The organism is Candidatus Avelusimicrobium fimicolum (genome assembly GCF_021632165.1).
GTDB classification, from domain to species: Bacteria; Elusimicrobiota; Elusimicrobia; order Elusimicrobiales; family Elusimicrobiaceae; genus Avelusimicrobium; species Avelusimicrobium fimicola.
In genome coordinates this window covers 42,502-56,762 of sequence record NZ_JAJWTS010000003.1, presented here as the reverse complement: position 1 = coordinate 56,762, position 14,261 = coordinate 42,502, and the positions used below count along the sequence as shown (strand labels likewise).

The 14,261-nt window shown below is 49.2% G+C and carries 10 protein-coding genes; all 10 read left to right on the top strand.

The features are described from left to right. Positions 1-6: 6 nt before the first annotated feature. The 10 genes from deoC to lptC are packed head-to-tail and all read left to right on the top strand — an operon-like array spanning position 7 to position 14,259. Positions 7-651, top strand: a complete 645-nt coding sequence (deoC, locus tag ACQY2K_RS02240) for a deoxyribose-phosphate aldolase (protein ID WP_428040573.1) — start codon at positions 7-9, stop codon at positions 649-651. Further along, positions 648-3,647, top strand: a complete 3,000-nt coding sequence (locus ACQY2K_RS02235; RefSeq protein ID WP_428040572.1) for a DnaA ATPase domain-containing protein — start codon at positions 648-650, stop codon at positions 3,645-3,647. Before deoC ends, ACQY2K_RS02235 begins: the two co-directional genes overlap by 4 nt. A gap of 3 nt (positions 3,648-3,650) precedes the next feature. Next, positions 3,651-4,100, top strand: coding sequence for a hypothetical protein (locus tag ACQY2K_RS02230; RefSeq protein WP_177748514.1), 450 nt, complete (start codon positions 3,651-3,653; stop codon positions 4,098-4,100). Further along, the gene (locus tag ACQY2K_RS02225; RefSeq protein WP_428040571.1) at positions 4,100-5,206 is read left to right on the top strand and encodes a hypothetical protein; all 1,107 of its coding nucleotides are present in this window, start codon (positions 4,100-4,102) and stop codon (positions 5,204-5,206) included. Before ACQY2K_RS02230 ends, ACQY2K_RS02225 begins: the two co-directional genes overlap by 1 nt. A gap of 2 nt (positions 5,207-5,208) precedes the next feature. After that, a complete protein-coding gene (locus tag ACQY2K_RS02220; protein ID WP_428040570.1) occupies positions 5,209-6,747 on the top strand; it encodes a YifB family Mg chelatase-like AAA ATPase in 1,539 nt (512 codons plus the stop codon). A gap of 1 nt (position 6,748) precedes the next feature. Continuing rightward, on the top strand, positions 6,749-7,885 hold the full coding sequence (dprA, locus tag ACQY2K_RS02215; protein WP_428040569.1) for a DNA-processing protein DprA: 1,137 nt from the start codon (positions 6,749-6,751) through the stop codon (positions 7,883-7,885). Between the two features lie 21 nt (positions 7,886-7,906). Next, positions 7,907-10,192 carry a type I DNA topoisomerase gene (gene topA, locus ACQY2K_RS02210; RefSeq protein ID WP_428039897.1) on the top strand — a complete coding sequence of 762 codons (2,286 nt, stop codon included), beginning with the start codon at positions 7,907-7,909 and terminating at the stop codon, positions 10,190-10,192. A 16-nt stretch (positions 10,193-10,208) separates the two neighbouring features. Further along, on the top strand, positions 10,209-11,096 hold the full coding sequence (xerA, locus tag ACQY2K_RS02205; protein ID WP_177748504.1) for a site-specific tyrosine recombinase/integron integrase: 888 nt from the start codon (positions 10,209-10,211) through the stop codon (positions 11,094-11,096). Then, on the top strand, positions 11,093-12,064 hold the full coding sequence (locus ACQY2K_RS02200) for an ROK family protein (RefSeq protein WP_177748502.1): 972 nt from the start codon (positions 11,093-11,095) through the stop codon (positions 12,062-12,064). The genes xerA and ACQY2K_RS02200 overlap by 4 nt, the downstream gene beginning before the upstream one ends. Continuing rightward, positions 12,061-14,259 (top strand): LPS export ABC transporter periplasmic protein LptC, encoded by a 2,199-nt coding sequence (gene lptC / locus ACQY2K_RS02195; RefSeq protein ID WP_428040568.1) that lies wholly within the window; start codon positions 12,061-12,063, stop codon positions 14,257-14,259. The genes ACQY2K_RS02200 and lptC overlap by 4 nt, the downstream gene beginning before the upstream one ends. The last annotated feature ends 2 nt before the right edge of the window (positions 14,260-14,261 follow it).

Sequence of the window (14,261 nt, the reverse complement as noted above, 5' to 3'; positions counted from 1 at the left end):
TTTCGTATGAACTTGGCTAAACTGATTGACCACACTATTTTAAAACCGATTGCCGGGAAAGAGGATATTCTCCGCGTTTGCGACGAAGCACGCAAGCACGGCTTTTGCAGCGTTTGCATCAACCCGTTTTGGGTGCCTTACGCCAAAGAACTCTTGGCTGGATCGGACGTAAAAGTATGCACGGTCATCGGTTTCCCGTTGGGGGCGAATACCACCGCAGTCAAGACATACGAAACCCAAGACGCTATCAAAAACGGAGCCGACGAAATTGATATGGTTATCAATATCGGCGCGCTCAAAGATAAAGATTACGACACCGTTTTGCAAGATATCCAGTCCGTCCGCGGGGCCTGCAAAGGGAACATTTTAAAGGTAATTATTGAAACCTCCCAACTGACGGATGCCGAAAAAGTAAAAGCGTGCGAAATTTCCGCCCAAGCCGGGGCCGACTTTGTCAAAACCTCTACGGGCTTTACAGGGGGCGGCGCTACGGCGGCGGATGTGGCTTTGATGAAGAAATCTATTCCCGCCCATATGCAGGTAAAGGCTTCCGGCGGGGTACGCACGCGCGAAGATTTTGATGCTATGGTCGCCGCAGGGGCTACCCGTATCGGTGCCAGTTGCGGTGTAAAAATTGTAGAGGACAAATGATTACCAACTGGGATATCCTTTCCCGTATAGACCCAGCCACGCAAAACATCCGTTACACTTTGGTAACGGACGGTACGGAGCGTGATGCGCAGTTGCTCGCCAAAAAATTGGCGGGTTATGTTTCTGCATCCGCCACGGCTCTGCCGCCGTTTAACTTTTCTTTTGAGTTGCCTATGGATTTAAACGAGGATACCTTGTCCAAAATCCGTACGGCAACCGAAGAAGGGGTGGCTCAAATAAACAAAGTAAACCAATTTGCGCCGGACGGTGCGTTGGGCGACCCTCTGTTTAACGGGAAAACGGACTTATCCGGGTCCGTCGGCCAGGTGGCTTCCGAGGACAGTTTCTTTAAACCCAATCCGCCCGCCGCACCTGTGCCGGATAATTTGGAACAGCACGCCGTTGCTATGCCCAAAGACGAAAAACCTGCCGCGGAGCAAGAACCGCTGACAATTAACGACAAAGATATGCTCATTAAAGATATGGAGGGCACTATGCTGGACAATATGCCCTTGGAGGATATCTTTTCGGCGGAAACCAAGTATGATATGTTTTTGGACTTGGAAAACCAAAAATTAGTCAAAAACAACCAACAGCAACGCGAGCAAAAAATAAATATTCTAGCCGACGGAAAAGACAGTTTGGAAGAATCCTTTAATGTTTTTGAACAGAAAATAAAGGACCAAACCTGCATTATTGATTTAGACGATTTAAACAAAGTTACCGGGCAAATTTCCCAAAAGGATACAGGGTTTGTAAAGCACGCTAACACCGTGCCGCCTACCCCGGGTATAGAAGCCAAAACGGTTGCCGCGCCGGAGGTAAATGCGGATATAGATATTCCGCTCCAAGCCGCCGTGCGCCCGGAGGAACCGCAAAATGTTCAGACGGAAAACTCCGCCGAAGAGCAACCCTTGCCGGAAATAGTTGCTAAACCTGTCCCGGAAATTCCGGCAGAGCCGGCACCGACAGAACCTGTTGCGGCCGAGGTTTCTCCCGCTAAGGAAGAAACAGCACCGGACCCAGTTGATTTATTAAACAAACCCGCAGACCATCCGTCTGTGGCAGACCCCTTTGAAAATATAGAAAAATCCACCGTTCGCCCTGATGATGACGAGCCCCTTAATTTAGGACCTGCGCCGGAGGAGGCCTCGGTGGAACTGGCTGAACCAATACACGGGCAAATTCCGGAAGAAGAACATTTGCTTAACACCGTGCCGCACGCACCTGTGATTGAACAGGCAACTCTGCAAGAGGACGGCGAGGATTTGCCAGAAATTACTATCCGTGGACAAAAAATAGACTCGTTGGACAAAACGTTCCATTTGGAAACGACCATTAACACCGAACTAATGCAAAACCAGTACGAAAAGTCGTTCCACCAAACCGTTCCGCCCGCCGCGCCCAAACCGCGCCCCGAGGCTCCCGTCCAACCGCAGGCTCCGCGCCCGCAACAGACCGCCGCGCCGGCCGTACAAACACCTTTTGTTCCGGTAAAACCGGGGGAATCTATTATGGAAGAACATAACGCAGAAAAAACCACTTTTCGCATTAGACGCAAATTAAATACCGAACCGGCAACTCCCGCACCGGCCCATACGCCTGTGCCGCACGCGCCTGTTGCCCCGGTGCATCCGGCCCCGGCTATGCCGCAGCCGCGCCCGCAACAGCCTCAGGTACAGCAGCCTGTTCATCAGCCCAAACCGGCTATGCCCGCCCCGGCAGCAGGCAAAACTATTTTGGAAAAGACCAAAACCATTGACCACTCTATTGAAATTCCGCTCTCGGAAATCAAAAAGCATAATTGGCCCTTGGAAGTACCGTTGGTGCCCACTTACACGCTTGAAAATATGGTAATGTCCGTCAACCGCTTTGCGCATGCGACGGCCATTTCCGTCATTGAAAACCCGGGTAAACTCTACAACCCCTTGGTGTTGCACGGTGCAACGGGTACGGGCAAAACGCACTTTTTAAACGCTATGGCATATGCGTTCTCTAAAAAATTCGGACAGGAGAACATCTTTTTGACTAACGGTGTGCGGCTTTCGCGCGGGATTCAACGCTATGTAATGGAAGGAAACATTGAAAAATTTGACAAGTTTATGGGCAGCGTAAAGGTGCTTCTCATTGACGACATCCATCTATTGGCCATTAACGAGCAAAACCGCGTGCATATTTCCAACTTACTTAACAAGTTTCTGCGCGAGCAAAAGCAAATTGTAATTACTTCTAAATACCCGCCGGAAAGTTTGGAAAAATTAGAAGAATTAATCCGCTTCCGATTGGATTCCGGTTGGATTTCGGAATTAAAGCCGGCGGGCGGTTCCGCACATTTAAAAATCGTTAAAAAAATGCTCTTGGAAAACGGAGTAGATTTAAACGACGCCCAAGTAACCGATTTCTTTGGCGGAGCCCATATGACATTAGGCACCGTTACGCGCAGCATCCGCCGCTTAAAAGTATTGGAAAATTTAATTTTTCCTAATCTGCCGGAATCGGAACGCTCCCAGGCCGCCATTTTTGAAAAACTGCTGGCTACCAACGGCGAAGATGCCACAAGCGAAATTTTAACCCGCGACATAGAAAGCATTACTACTTTATCCACCGTGGGCAACGGCGAGTGGGGCCGCATTGGCTTCTTCTACCCGCAAAACAGTTCCCATTTGATGAATTGGATGGTGTTCTGCCTGGAACAGCGCGCCAAAGAGTTGGGTATTTCCGGCGGATTTGATATTGCCGTGCGCTCCTCTTATGCTACGGAAAACATTATTTCATCCGCCTTTAAAATCGCCAACTTATGCGATAACAAAAAATTAAAAGGGGCGGTCATTTTAGGGCCCTCGCTCCAAGTGTGCGACCCGTCCGTGCGCGAGAATTTCTACGATATTCTTACGCATATGTTGGAAATTATGCTCATCCGCTGTGGGATTATCAATTACGAAGATACCAAAGCCCCCAGCACTTATGTAAAGGTAATTTCTGAATTGTTGAGGTAATTTATGAAGAAACTTTTAACGCTTTGCACCGCCGCGCTTTTTGCGTGTGCTTGTGCGGGCACAATGAAATCCGCCGTCAAAAATGGTGCAATTGCCCCTGCCTTTAACGATACCCTTTTAGATAATAATTATCTGTGGGTGCGCGGATTTGGGGCCGCCAATCCCAATCACACAAGCGACTCCCAGCGGCGCATTATGAGCCGCGAGGCCGCCATCGCCCACGCCTACCAGCGGGCTACGGAAGTATTGTACGGCGCTAATTTGGAATCCAATGTGCAAGTGGTGGATGCCGTGTCCGTAGGCAGCACGATTGACTCGTCCGCCGAGGGCGTTATCCGCCAAATGGAACTTATTTCCACCGAATATATGGAAGACGGCGGCTGCGCCGTCATTATGCGCTTGGACAGAGCGCGCCTGAAAGCATCAGGGTTGGACCCGGAGGGCAAAAAATAATGAAGAAACTTTTATTTCTGCTGTTAGCCTGCACTTTTTTTGTATCGGCGTGCGGCTCGCTTCGTATCGGCCCCAAAGGAGAAGGGGAATATGTGGAAGCCGAATCGTTGGTTCCTTATAACGAAAATAATTTAAGACAAATGAAAAAAGACGGTATTTTAGCCGCCCAAAAGTCTGCCGTGGAAAAGGTGGCGGGTGTATTTATTTCGTCGGCTACTACCGTGGACCAGGCGCAATTAGTGGAGGACAAAATCGTATCCAAAACCGCCGGTTTCATCCGTCGCAGCCACGTTACCAAATCGTACCGCAAAGGCGATGAATACTACACCAAAATCAAAGCAATGGTGTTGGTGAAAGACATTGGCGATATCATAAAACAGTCCGAAGCCGATTCCTTTGCCAAAAAAACCAATATTTTGGTTACGTCCCGCGAAATGGTGGGCGACGACATCTCCCTTAAACAAGATTGCAAACAGGCTGTTTACCGCGCCTTAAAGAATCAACCCTTTGCCTTAATCAACGGCGACAATTTAAGCCAAAACAATATTGAAAACCCCAACTCGGTTATAGATAAAGCCCGTACCGAAGGCGCACGCTTTGTGATTGTGGCAGACGTAGAAACCAATCCTATCTCCGCCTTGCCCGGCACCGCTTCGCCTTTTAAATCGTACCGCGCGCGTGCGGCTATTAAAACCTTTGCCACCAATAACTATGCCGTAGTGGCAGAAGGGGCCGATCAACTAAGCGGTTTGGACCCGCTGGACGATATTGCGGCGCAAAAGTCCATTTCCGCCGCGTGCGAAGCAGCCGCCAAACGCTTGGTTGAACCCATTAATGCGGCTATCAATTCCGCCAAAGTATTTAATTTAACCGTCAAAGATGTGGGAAATATTGAACGATTAAAACAGGTACAGGATATTTTAAAAGACCTGCGCGAAATTGAGGATTACAATTTGATACGCTATGCCAACTCGGCGGCGCAATTTGAAGTATCGGCTAATATTGGCACACCGGAAGAATTAACCGCCAAAATTATCCGCAAATACAATATTAATTTCACGGTGGTTACCATTACACCCAATGCCATCGTGCTGAGTTTTAACTGATTATGCTGGCCAATGTATGCACCGGAGCCATTAAGGGGATAGAAGGCTTTGCGGTATCCGTAGAAGTGGATATCGCCCCCGGTATGCCTACCTTGGCCGTGGTTGGTCTGCCTGATGCCGAAGTGCGCGAAAGCAAGGAGCGCGTGGTAGCCGCCGTGCGCAACAGCGGGTTTGATTTCCCCACCAAACGCATTACCGTTAATTTAAGCCCCGCAGAATTGCGCAAAAGCGGCACACAATTTGATTTACCTATTGCCTTGGGCATCCTGGCGGCCAGCGAACAACTTTCGCCCGATGCCGCCGCCAAAATAAAAGACTTACTTGTATTGGGCGAACTGGCCTTGGACGGCTCCCTCCGGCCGTGCGCGGGTGTGCTCCCAATGCTCATTTCTTGCAAGGAACTGGGTAAAACCGCTGTTATTCCCCCGCAAAACGTATTGGAAGGGCAAGTATCCGGCGCGCCGTTTATCACACCGCACACACTAAAAGAATTAGCCGGATATTTGGAAGGGAAACTGACCTTACAGGATGTAAAATTGTCCTATGTTCCCCAAGAGGAAGAAAGCCCCGTAGCGGAATTGGATTTCAGTGAAGTAAAGGGGCAGGCACTTGCCAAACGCGCCTTGGAAATCGCCGCCGCTGGCGGTCATAATGTGCTGATGATTGGCCTACCGGGCACAGGTAAAAGTATGCTCGCCAAACGCTTCCCGGGTATTTTACCGCCGCTAACGCAAGAAGAATCCTTAGAAATTACCAAAATTTACTCCATTTGCAACTTAATGGGCAAGAGCCGCCTTTTAACCCGCCGCCCGTTCCGGGACCCGCACCACACCATTTCGGACGTGGCTCTTATCGGCGGAGGCTCCACTCCGCGCCCGGGTGAAGTTTCGTTAGCGCACAATGGCGTTTTGTTTTTGGACGAATTTGCGGAATTTTCCCGTTCGTCCTTGGAAGTCTTGCGCGAGCCTTTGGAAAACGGCCGCGTAACCATTTCCCGCGCCAAGGAAACCGTTTCTTATCCGGCCCGCTTTACGTTAATTGCGGCGATGAATCCCTGCCCCTGCGGGCACTTGGGCGATCCGATAAAGCCTTGCACCTGTTCGCCAATGCAGGTCAACCGTTATAAATCACGCATTTCCGGGCCGCTGTTAGACCGTATTGATTTAACCGTCAATTTAAATCCTGTTAAATATTCCGACTGGAATAAAAAGAGTGAGGGAGAAACCTCCGCCCAAATCCGAGAGCGCGTATTAAAGGCGCGCGAAATTCAGCGAAACCGCTTTAAAAACTCCGCCACAACGGCTAATGCCTTTATGACGCCCAAAGAAATTAAGGAATTTTGTTTGCTTCCTGCCGGCGCGGATGCCATCTTGGAAACCGCTATGCGCAAGTTTGGGCTAAGCGCACGCAGTTTGGATAAAATTTTAAAAACCGCGCGCACGATTGCCGACTTAGACGGTAAAGAAAATATTGAAGTCAACCATTTGGTAGAAGTAATGCAATACCGACCGTTGGACCGCAAAGGAGTGGCCGATATTTAATATGAATCCGTCCGTTTCCGCCGCCGAACGGCTGGCCAGAATCCGCCTAAATGCTTTTTTATTCTTCCGTGCCGATTGGCTGGAACGGCTGATTGAAATTTTCGGGTCTGCCGAGGAAATTTTGCGCCAAGATGCCCAAACCTTATCCCAAGAAGCCAATTTAAACCTTTCTACCGCAAACCATCTGTTGCAGGCTGCCTTTGCCTTAGACCCGCAAGAAGAGTGGGACAAAACAGCCGCTTTGGGCGGACATATTTTCGTACCGGAAGATGAAGAATACCCGCAATCTTTAAAAAATATCAAAGAAGCCCCGCTCGTTATCTATGTATTGGGCAAACTCCCCCCGCCGGAACAAGCCTGCGTGGGGATGGTGGGCACGCGCAAAATCACCCCTTACGGCCGCCGCGTGGCAGCCAAACTGGCGGGAGATTTGACTGCTTGCGGAGTAACGGTTGTCAGCGGGCTGGCGCGGGGAGTGGACAGCGAGTGCCACGCCGCTGCCGTACGCCTTAAAAAGCCGACCGTGGCCGTTATCGGTACCGGGGTGGGGCGTTGTTATCCGCCCGAAAACCGCGCTTTGGAAAAAGCCATTTTGGAACACGGCGGGGCCGTCATCAGCGAACTGCCGTTTAACCGCCCGCCCAATGCCTTTCATTTCCCGCGCAGAAACCGCATTATTGCCGCGCTGTCGCAACCGGTTGTAGTGGTAGAAGGCGAAATTAAGTCCGGCGCGCTGATTACCGCTAAACTCGCCCTGGAAATGGGCAAGGACGTTTTAGCCGTACCCGGCCCCATAGACAGCCCCCAGTCCGGCGGACCAAATAACCTAATAAAAGACGGGGCAGGGGTTGTAACCTCTGTTGTAGATATACTAGACTATATACCACAGCAACTGCGCTTCGGGCTAGACAGCCGCTTCTTTGAAAAGAAAGACGACTCCCCCCAAAAGCCGGAAGAAGATTTAACACCCCGGCAGCGCGCGGTAATGACCGCCGTAGGCGGCGGACAGGCCAGTTTGGACCAAATCGCCGAAGCAATAAATGCCGACGTGCCGGAAGCGGCCTCATTATTATTTGAATTGGAAGTAAAAGGATTTTTGGCCTGCGAAAACGGCCTGTACAGTAAAAGCAAATTTTAACACTTTATAAGGAAGTGAATTATGGCAAGCACCAATGTAAAAGGTAAAAAGTTGGTTATTGTGGAGTCTCCCACAAAACAGAAAACCATCAGCAAAATTCTAGGAAACGATTTTATTGTGCGCAGTTCCTTTGGGCATGTGCGCGATTTACCCTCCAAGGATATCGGTGTAGATATTGAACACGGCTTTAATCCCACTTATGTACCGGTGGAACGCGCCAAACGGCTGATTGCGGAACTGACCGCCGCCGCCAAAAATGCAAGCGAAATTTATCTCGCTACTGACCCTGACCGCGAGGGCGAAGCCATCGCGTGGCACTTAGTAGAACTGTTAAAACTCCCCAAAGACCGTTACCAACGTATTTTCTTTCACGAAATTACGCCGTCAGCCATTAAAGAGTCCTTTGCACACGCCCGTAAAATTGACGACAATCTCGTCAATGCCCAACAGGCGCGCCGCATTTTGGACCGCATTGTGGGATACAAATTATCCCCCCTCCTGTGGAAGAAAATTACCTCCGGCTTATCCGCCGGACGCGTGCAATCTGTGGCGGTGCGTTTGCTGGCTGAACGCGCCAAAGAAATAGCCGAATTTAAAGAACAGGAATACTGGACTATCGGCGCCCAGTTTGAAAAGCCCAACACCGCTCCGTCTTTTTGGGCGCGCGTAACCAAATGGCAGGGCAAAAATGTGGAACAAACCACCACTTATAAACTTTTCGCCGAAGATTATAAAGTTAAAACTACCGTTTTTGATAAGCCGGAAAAATTGGCCCCGCTTTCGGACCTGTTAAGAAAAGGCCCCAATGTGGTTGCCAAGGTGGAAAAGAAGGAGGTTAAGCAAAAGCCGAAACCACCCTTTATCACCAGTTCTATGCAGCAGGATGCCTACAACAAATTGGGATTCCCTTCCCAAAAAACAATGATGACGGCGCAACATCTCTACGAAGGCATTGAAATTTCCGGCCAGACTATCGGTCTTATTACCTATATGAGAACGGACTCCTTCAACGTCTCAAAACTGTTGCAGGAGCAAACCAAAAAGTTCATCGGCGAGAAATACGGCCCGGCTTTTGTTCCTGCCAAACAACCCGTTTACAAAAGCAAAGTAATGGGCGCACAGGAAGCCCACGAGGCTATCCACCCTACCGATGTGCGCCGCACACCGCAAGCCATGAAGCCTTATTTAACCGCCGACCAGTACAAACTGTACGAACTGATTTGGCTGCGCTTTGTGGCAAGCCAAATGGCTGATGCTGTTTTTAATACTGTTTCCATTGATATCGCCTCCGGCGAAGAAAAACAATGCACGCTCCGCGCCAATGGCCGCACGGTCAAATTTCCGGGGTACTTATCCATTTATAAAGACCAGGATGATGAATCCTCCGGCGACGATACCGGTACCAGCGCTTTGCTGCCGGTGCTTGCTGAGGGCGACGAACTCAACCTGCTGGACCTTAAAACCAAAGACCATAAAACCACCCCGCCGCCGTGCTATAACGAAGCCAGTTTAATTAAAACGCTTGAAAAGCACGGTATCGGCCGTCCGTCCACCTACGCACCAACTATTAAAACGATTTTGGACCGCAAATATATTGCGCGCCAACCCAAAACCAGTAAATTGGTAGCCACGGACTTGGGTATTACGGTTACGGACAGTTTAAAAGATTTCTTTAAAGAAATTATGGACCTTTCCTATACCGCAGGAGTAGAAGAACAATTAGATAAAGTAGCCGAAGGCAGCCAAAAATGGGTAAATTTACTGTCTGATTTTTACGGCAATTTTAAACAGGAACTGACCGAGGCAGACAAAGGGATGCAACGCCCCGCCGCCAAAGAAACGGACGAAAAATGTCCGATTTGCGGAAAAATGATGCTTAAAAAGAGAAGCCGCTTCGGTGAATATCTGGTTTGCAGCGACCCGGAGTGCAAGGGCAAAATTAATTTGACTAGTTCCGGCGAAAAGGTCCAACCCGAAAAGACAGACGAAGTCTGCGACAAATGCGGTGCGCCAATGGTTATCCGCACGGGCAGAAGAGGAAAATTTTTGGCCTGTTCGGCTTACCCCAAGTGCAAAAATACATATTCCTTGGATGCCGAGGGCCACAAGGTGGCTTCCACAGGCCCGATTGTTACGGACCGATTGTGCGAAAAATGCGGCAAGCCGATGGTTTTACGCACTTCCAAACGCGGGGAATTTTTAGGTTGCTCCGGTTACCCAAAATGCAAAACCATTGTAACGGTAACACCCGAGGAAATCGCACAGATTAAAGAGGCGCACGCGGCCAAAACGGCCCAGGCAAAGTAATGAGGTAAGCAATATTATGGAAGAGTGGATTAATGCGTTTTTAAAACGCTTGGAAAACAAAAATTTTTCGCTCCACACTATCCGTGCGTACCAGGCGGACTTGCAAGAGTTTTTGGCCTTTTTTAAAGCGCGGAAGCAAAATGACTTAAAATATTTTACTTCCGCAAATATCCGTTCTTTTTTAGCCGCATTACAAACACATGCGGCCCCGGCCCGCAATACCGTTTTGCGCAAGATTGCATCCCTGCGCAGTTTTGCGGCCTTTTTATTGGCGCAGGATAAGTTGGAGCGCAACCCGTTCAAACTGCTGCCCGCGCCCAAACGGCAAAAACTGTTGCCCAAATTTTTATCCTTAACGGAAACGGACCGCTTGTTAGACACCGCCGCCCACAGCAAACATTTTGCCGCGCGGGATAAGGCACTTTTTGAACTAATGTATTCCAGCGGTTTGCGCCGTAGCGAAGTAACGGGCCTGCGCATAAAAGACGTGGACTATTTTAACGGGCTTGTTAAAGTGTTCGGTAAGGGAGCCAAGGAACGGTTAGTACCGGTAACGGACGAAGCGTTAAATGCGTTAAAAATTTATTTGGCCCAGCGCAAAAATCCACAGCCGGATGATGCGCTCTTTTTAAACAAAAACGGTAAACCGCTCACGGGCGACGGACTTGCGTATATTTTTAAAAATACGGCTATCCGGTCGCACTTGGCGCGCAAAGTTACTCCGCACAGTTTAAGGCACTCGTTTGCCACCCATTTGCTCAATAATGGCTGTGATTTAAGAAGTTTACAAGAAATGTTAGGACATAAAAGTTTAGCGGCTACGCAGGTTTATACCCACGTATCGCTTGAAAAATTAAAGAGCGTGTATAACCACGCGCACCCGGAAAGCAAGGAGAATTTATGATTGGCGTAGGCGTAGATATCGGCGGAACATTTGTTAAATTATTCGTAATGAACGAACACGGGGAAATCTTCCGTAAAGAAAAAGTTGAAACAGATTATTCCAAGGGTTCCAAAGGCTTTATTGCCCAAATCGGCGATTTTATTAACGGTATCCAAAAGGAATTTGCCGACCAGCGAGTAGCCGTAGCCGTGGGCGCGCCGGGAGACGTGGATAACCAAAACGGTGTGCTGCGCTACAACCCTAACTTAAAATTTAAAGACGTTGCCGACTGGCCGATGGCGGAACAACTGTTTAAACATACCGGCATCCGCCCCGTTATTGCTAATGACGCCACATTAGCCGCTTGGGGTGTGTACGAAGCCGATTTAAAACGCCAAGGAACAAATGTTTTAGTTGTTACACTGGGAACGGGCGTAGGCGGCGGGATGATTATCAACAAAGAACTCTATCAAGGCTCCAATGGTACGGCGGGCGAAATCGGGCACACGAAAATTGCCGATTTAACCACCGGCCCCTTATGCGGGTGCGGGGCGCGCGGCTGTTTGGAAGCGTTTGTCGGCACGATTGGCATTAAACGCCGGGTCTATGAAGCCATTGTGGATTACCCCGATTCCATATTGGCAAAAATGGTAAAAGAAGAAAGTGATTTTAAAATAGAAATCGTTTCACGCGCCGCCGAAAAGGGCTGTAAGGCCGCTTTAAAAGTGTGGGAGGACACCGGGTATTACTTGGGTGTCGGCCTTTCCAACTTTATGCTGGTATTAGACGTAGATACTATTGTCCTGACGGGCGGTGTTTCCGGTGCGGCCAAATATTTTATGCCCGCAGTCAAACGCGTATTGGATGCCCAGCCGTTCAAAACGCCATTTAAACGTTTAAAACTGCTCGTATCGCAAAACCCCAATATAGGCGGAGTGGGAGCGGCCATGTATGCCATTTACCACGCCCAAAAAGAAAATTTACAATGAAACGCTTTTCTCTTTTCTTTCTGCTCGTTTGCTTGCATTATGCCGTTCCCGCGTGGGGCTTAGACAATGTTTTGCCCGCGCCGGACGACAAGGCCTTTGTCTATTTTACGGCCGATAAAGCCACCGTGGAACCTGATAGCAAAAAGGTAAATCTCTCTGGCAATGTAACCGTTATTCAAAAAACACAAGACGGTAAAAAACGTACCGTAACGGGTGAAAACATTTCACTGGACCAAGCCAATACACAAATTACATCTGTCGGCCCGATGAAGGTAGAGGACGGATTGGGCGGAGTATTGGAAGGAAATAACATTTCCGTCAATTATACAACCAAGGATTTTACCGCTGAAAATATTTCTACGGAATACCCCCCCTTGCGTATTCTGTCCGCCAAGGAAATTTCCTCGCAAAAAGGCAAACAAACCTTACGCGGGGCTACCGTAACTTGCTGTGATAAGGCCGACCCCCACTATACACTTTCCGTTGGGAAATTAACGGTTTCGCCGCAAAAGCGCGTGTTTGGCACTAATGCCGTACTGCGTTTGGACGGATTTCCCGTATTTTATCTGCCTGTATTTTGGCGTTCGCTGGACTCCCAAAAACCCTGGACCACTTATGTAGAGTTTACCCAAAGCAACAAAACAGGCTTTGGTATTATGACGTCCACCGTTTTCCAACCTTTTTTGCAACTGCGCCCCAAACTGAATTTGGACTACTATACCAAGTCTTCTTTTGGCTTTGGCGGTGAACTGACGGCTGTACAGTCTGACACCTTGCGCGGGAGTGCCGAAGCGTATTATATTAACGACAAAGCCGATAATGCCGATTTGGACCTTGCCAGCACAAAGCGTTGGGGGGTGCAGGGCGGCTACTGGTGGGAGATGTACGATTCCTCCGACCATTTCAACAACCCCACCGGCGCGTTGTACCAGTTCCAGACGCAGTTCCGCACGGTGTCCGACCCGTATTTTTATGACACTTTCTTCCGCGGCAACCCATATATCTTTATGCCGGACCAGGAAACAAACTTCTCCTTGGCGCGCCAAACCCGCCGTTCTACCCTGCGCGTGAGTTACCAGCAAAAGGATATTTTTGATTGGAATAAAAAAGAATTTATGGCGGAAAAACGCGTGCTGCCGGAAATCAAATATACCTTGCTGCCGTTTAATGACCCGTTGTTAAAGGCCGCGCACCGTTTGGAAATGGATTTTAACAACACTTCTACCTTGCAATACAAAAACGGTATCCCTAATGAAGAAGGCCCTTACCAGCGCCAAGCACACGCCAAGTGGACAACCGAAAAATCCCTGCGCCTTTCCCGCGCGCTGACGTTTACACCGCAGGTATTTTACGACCAGACCGTTACGTTTTCCGATAAGCAGTATAAGAACAGCAAAGACGCTTGGGTGGGGCGAATCGGCACGGAACTCAATATGCAGACCCATACCTTTTTGGGCACCACAGATTTCGGTTATCAATTTACCAAACGCCTTTCCACGGGCACTATATCCTCTGACCAGATATCGCCCGATAAAGGTATTGAAAAGAACCGCCTGTATTTAACCAACTATTACCGCCCGACTTTCAATACCTATGTCCGCTTTAAAACCGGGTTTGACCTCTCCGATTACACATACAGTTTAAAAGACGGATTTGGTTATGAACAGAATTGGAACCACTTAAAATCCCGCGTGGAACCGTTCTTGTTGGAGTGGGGCTACAACTCGCCGGACGGCACAGTAAATTTCTTTGTGCAGGACCAATACGATTTGGAGGAAAAAAACGTCAGTTTTATCGCCCAGTCTAACTTTATCTATAAAAACCAATTAATCGGGCTTGGCCTTAACAATTTCGCTGACTATGTTGACCCCGGCTCCAAATATGAAACCAATTCCGACCGCTACACCGTTACTACCACCTGGGGCATCCGTCCTGCCAGCGGGAAATGGTTGGCGGATTTGGGGATTGATGCCGTATTGTTCCGGGGGAGTTTAGTCGGCTTCAACAAACTCGTCCGCGTCTCGCGTGATTTTCACGATGCGCGTGTAGAATTTACCGTGCGCGACCGAAACAAAAACTTATCGTTTGCGTTCCGCATTAATATTTTGTGCGGGGGCGACAAACGCGCCCAAGCCCAACTGCCGGAAGACACCTATTGGTATCCGTGGCGCGGGCAGAGAGATCTAAGAGATTAAAA